This window comes from Frankia tisae, assembly GCF_025403405.1.
Classification (GTDB): domain Bacteria; phylum Actinomycetota; class Actinomycetes; order Frankiales; family Frankiaceae; genus Frankia; species Frankia tisai.
Map to the genome: position 1 here is coordinate 1 of NZ_JANEZT010000588.1, position 2,518 is coordinate 2,518.

Annotated in this window: 3 protein-coding genes; 1 reads left to right on the top strand and 2 read right to left on the bottom strand. The window is 71.6% G+C overall.

Annotated elements, in window-relative coordinates; all coding sequences use genetic code 11:
• Positions 1 to 41 precede the first annotated feature (41 nt).
• A complete protein-coding gene (locus tag NBZ85_RS30180) occupies positions 42 to 395 on the bottom strand; it encodes a DUF2752 domain-containing protein (protein WP_261560626.1) in 354 nt (117 codons plus the stop codon).
• Positions 396 to 564: 169 nt separating this feature from the next.
• Positions 565 to 1,329, bottom strand: coding sequence for an NINE protein (locus NBZ85_RS30185; RefSeq protein WP_261563327.1), 765 nt, complete (start codon positions 1,327 to 1,329; stop codon positions 565 to 567).
• 664 nt (positions 1,330 to 1,993) lie between these two features.
• Between NBZ85_RS30185 and NBZ85_RS30190 the strand changes: the two genes are divergently transcribed.
• On the top strand, positions 1,994 to 2,503 hold the full coding sequence (locus NBZ85_RS30190) for a hypothetical protein (protein WP_261560628.1): 510 nt from the start codon (positions 1,994 to 1,996) through the stop codon (positions 2,501 to 2,503).
• Positions 2,504 to 2,518: the final 15 nt, after the last annotated feature.

Below are 2,518 nucleotides of genomic sequence, written 5' to 3' on the forward strand. Positions count from 1 at the left end.
CAGCTCCCCTCGTACCACCCGCCCCGTTCGGCAGGGTGCGATCAACCGTGCGAGCCGGGGGTGAGCGGCCATCCGGGCAGGTTGCGCACGACCATCCAGACCAGCGCGGCGCCGCCGAGCCCGTAGGCCAGCGGCGCGGGCAGGGGGGCGTACCGGTCGTCGCGCACCGCCCGGGCCTGGCGGGCCAGCAGGCCGACGAGCAGCGGAGCGCAGGCCAGCACGAACATGTTGTCGTGGCCGGCCGCCGCCCACCGTCCATGCAGCACGTCGTAGGTGGCACGTAGGGTCCCGCAGGCCGGGCAGTCCAGGCCGGTGACATGGTGCACGGGGCAGCCGGGCATCGCCGTCGACGGGTCGTGCGGATCGTGGCCGGCCAGGTAGGCCAGGCCGGCCACGGCCGCCGCGACGACGCCCCAGGCCGCGGCGCGGCGCCGACGCGAACTGGGCGGCGTCGGCGTGGATGGCGTCGGCGTGGATGGTTGCGGCGTGGATGGTTGCGAGGCGGGCTGGTTCGAGGGCTGCGACCCGCATGGGACGCCGGCGGATCCCGGGGACGGGGGTCGGTCAGTCACGCAGCGGCCGGCCGTACTGGTCGCGAACGTTGCCTATCAGTATCATCACGCCGTCGATCAGCGCCCAGATGCCCAGCCCGCCGCAGGTGAACAGCTGCGCCAGCGCGATCCCGGTGTCGCCAAGGTACCAGCGGCCGGCGCCGAACGCGCCGAGCACGATCTGCAGCACTCCGGCGGTGATCTTCTGCTTGTCCGAGTATGCCTCTCCGGTCAACGGGTGCCGGCCGAACGGAGCGGAGGGGTCGTAGGGTGCCGTGCCGCCATAGCCCGGCGGCGGACCGTAGCCCATCCGACCCGGATATCCCGGCTGTCCCGGGTAACCGGGCTGTCCCGGGTAACCGGGCTGTCCCGGGTAACCGGGGTAGCCGGGCTGCCCCTGGAAACCTGGCTGCCCCGGATAACCGGGCTGCCCCTGGTATCCCGGCTGGCCCTGGTATCCCGGCTGGCCGGGATAACCCGGCTGGCCTGGCTGGCCCTGGTATCCCGGATAACCCTGCTGGCCCGGATAACCCGGATAACCCGGCTGGCCTGGCTGGTCCTGGTATCCGGGCTGGCCGGAGGAGTCGGGCTGCGGGCCCGGGTAGCCCTCCTGGCCCGGGTGGATTTCCTGCTGGTTCGGGTAGCCCGGCTGGTGGCCGGGCGGCTGCTGCTCGGGGTATCCGGGCTGGCCCTCGGATGCGGGCTTCTGGTCGGGGTGCTCGGGCTGCCCTTCCTGGAAGCCGTACGGCTGATCCTGCGGTTGCCATGGCGAGGTCATCTGTACTCCCAGGGTTTGCGGGTCCGGCTCCCCGACCGGGCGCCGCGCCCAACTCGTCCGAGGCGAGCCGGTCCTGGTCGCCGGCCCGCCCGGGACGGATGTGCCGGCGCGGTGATTGCGGCGATGCTATCGAGGCCGTGCCGGCATGTGACCACCGTTTCCTGCCTGCTTTCTGTCCGGTGCGCGACCCCGGCGCGCCGTCGGTGCCCGGAGTGGATCGCCCTTTCCGAGGAGGTGATCCGTGGGTCTTTAGTGGTCCCTGGATAGCTCGTTCGTGGTGGAACCATCGGGTCGTCGTGGCGCCTGCGAGGCGTTCCCGGTTGGTCACGATCGGGTTCCGGGGTTCTGGCACGGCGGGCTGACCTGCGGCTCTCTTTCGCGTTCGGGGGCCAACCACGCCCGACTCGTGACCTGTTTGTCGTCCCGTTTCGGATATCCGGAAGTGGCTGACCTGCGCAGCGCCGGCCGGACGGGCCAACAATCCACGAGCCGGCGGACAAGCGGCTCGATTTCCGCTACACGATCCCCGGTTGTCTTCTAAAGTTCAGCGCGGGTTCCCGAGGCCGGCGGCGTCGCAGGCGCGACCCGGCGGCGCAGGCATGCCCCGTCGTGCCCGCGCAACCGACTGGCGGGAGCTCGGACCGGAAGGCTGAGGTGACTGGCGATGCGACACGGGCACGGCGACGGCGCCGCCGGCGGGCGAGCCGGAGCCGAGTTCGACCTGGCAGCGATGGAGATCCTGGAGCCGCTGGCCGAGAAGTACGGGCTTTTCCTCGCCACCCGGACCTGCTGGTATGTCCAGTTCCGGGGCGGCCGGCGCATGTTCGACGTCGCCTGCGATCCGTGGACGTCCTGGGCTCTCGGCGCTCGGGTCGGGATGTGGTCCGACACTGATTCCGGGCCGGCCGCCGACGGCGTGCCGGCACCCCGGCCACGTGCGCTCAGCGTCCAGGACATTCTGCACACGGTTTACGGAATGCGGGAGAACGCCTGTCCGTGGATCGCAGCGACCCCGGCCGAGCTGCGCGCGATCCTGCTGACCCTGGCCGGCCTTGTCGACGGGTACTGCGGGGAGCTGTTACTCGACGACGACGCCTTCGCCCGGGCCGAGGTTCTGGTCAACCGGGCGACCGCCGAGCGGAAGGCGTTCCTGCGCCAGTTCGAGGACCGCTGAGGGCGCTTCCCCGCC